We start from the raw sequence: 1,882 nt of genomic DNA on the forward strand, positions 1-1,882 counted from the left end.
GACAGCTTCTGGCACTTAGCGACTATTAAACACCCTAGTTTGTACACTTTTATATCACATCGAGTAGCGATTTAATTAAAGTAACTCAAAAAAGGGGTCAGTAAACTGACCCATTTTTTTAGCCGATTCCGCCTTTCGTTATTTTATAAGGATTTAGTAACACTAATAATTCTTCACGTGTTAAATCAGTTTCTTCTAAAGCAACCTCAATCACAGGCCGATTTTCTTTATAAGCTTTCTTTGCAATTTCAGCGGCTTTTAAATAGCCAATCACTGGGTTTAAAGCGGTAACTAAAATAGGATTTTTATCGAGCGATAAATTGATCTTATCTTCATTCACTTTAAAGGTAGCAATTGCTTTATCTGCTAAGTGATAACAGGTATTGGTTAATAGATGAATACTCTGCAAAATATTGTGAGCAATAACAGGTAACATTACATTAAGCTCAAAATTACCTGATTGCCCTGCAACGGTAATCGTAGTGTCATTGCCTATTACTTGTGCTCCCACCATTGCCGCCGCTTCTGGGATAACGGGGTTTACTTTGCCCGGCATAATTGATGAGCCTGGTTGCAGTGCTTCTAACTCTATTTCAGATAAACCAGATAATGGCCCTGAATTCATCCAACGTAAATCATTTGAAATCTTTATTATTGCAACAGCCAATGTTTTAAGTTGCCCTGAGAGAGCAACAATCGCATCTTGCGAGCCAATGTTATAAAAAAAATTATCGCTGGGACTAAAACTGATACCAACAGCAGTGCTTAAGTTAACTGCAAATTTACTTGCAAATTTTGCATCGGCATTAATCCCTGTACCTACGGCGGTTCCCCCTTGTGCAAGCGGTTTCACACGCTCTAGTGAAGCGTTAATACCACTAATTGCAAATTCAATTTGGCTTTTCCAGCTGTCTAACGTTTGGGCAAATGTAATTGGCATAGCATCCATTAAATGAGTGCGACCTGTTTTGCAAATATGCCCTACTTCTTTGCTTTTTTGATTTATGGTATTTATCAGATGGTTTGCAGCAGGTAACAAATGATAATAAACCCCTATGCAACTGCTCACTTGAATAGCTGTTGGTATCACATCATTGGAACTTTGCCCCATATTGACATGATCATTTGGGTTTACGGTCTCTTTCAGCGCGTTTGAAGCTAATGTGGCGACAACTTCATTCATATTCATATTTGAACTGGTGCCAGAACCTGTTTGGAAAACGTCTATTGGGAATTGGTCATCAATGCCACCAGCGAGCACTGTTTCGCATGCATCTACAATCGCTTCACAAATATTCGGCTGCAAATGTCCTAGCTCTTGATTGGTTTTGGCTGCACTTGCTTTAATATAAGCAAGTGCTTGAATAAACCAAGTTGGCATTGTCAGGCCGCTAATATCAAAGTTATTTACAGCACGCTGTGTTTGCGCTTGATAAAGAGCGTTTGCAGGTACTTGTAACTCGCCCATGCTGTCTTTTTCAATTCTAAAATTTGTCATTTTTTATCTCTTATTTTCTAAAAACTCAAAGCTTAAAATCCGCATTTCGTTTTCTAATTTAAAATAGCGCGTTAGGTTGCCATGAATTGTTAGGTAAAAGCGCTTTAAGGATAACAACGGTTTATGCATAAAATCTAAGCATATTCGCCTTATGTAAAATGGAATTAAATGATCGGTTATCACATTTAATAAGTCGAAAAAAACTCGCCTTTAATACAGTTCTTGCAATAACACATTGTGTTGTTTTTCATAAAACACCGCTATGTCTATGCCACTTTCTACTAGTTCGTTCACCACCACATATGCTTTCGCACTTGAGCAGCGTGTTAAGCACTTCAAGTTAAAAATATATTGATTATGCAATTCACACAAATTCATTTTTTA

The 1,882-nt window shown here is 37.5% G+C and carries 1 protein-coding gene; it reads right to left on the reverse strand.

Translation table 11 applies throughout. The annotated features are described in order from the left end of the window. Nucleotides 1-118: 118 nt before the first annotated feature. Nucleotides 119-1,498 carry a class II fumarate hydratase gene (locus ABYD77_RS19070; RefSeq protein WP_372771668.1) on the reverse strand — a complete coding sequence of 460 codons (1,380 nt, stop codon included), beginning with the start codon at nucleotides 1,496-1,498 and terminating at the stop codon, nucleotides 119-121. Between the last annotated feature and the right edge of the window lie 384 nt (nucleotides 1,499-1,882).

The sequence above is a fragment of the Pseudoalteromonas sp. genome (assembly GCF_041629635.1).
Taxonomy (GTDB): domain Bacteria; phylum Pseudomonadota; class Gammaproteobacteria; order Enterobacterales; family Alteromonadaceae; genus Pseudoalteromonas.

Bases quoted from the DNA above. Each gene is read 5' to 3' on its own strand.
- ABYD77_RS19070 (WP_372771668.1), bottom strand. From the start codon at position 1,498: ATGACAAATTTTAGAATTGAAAAAGACAGCATGGGCGAGTTACAAGTA.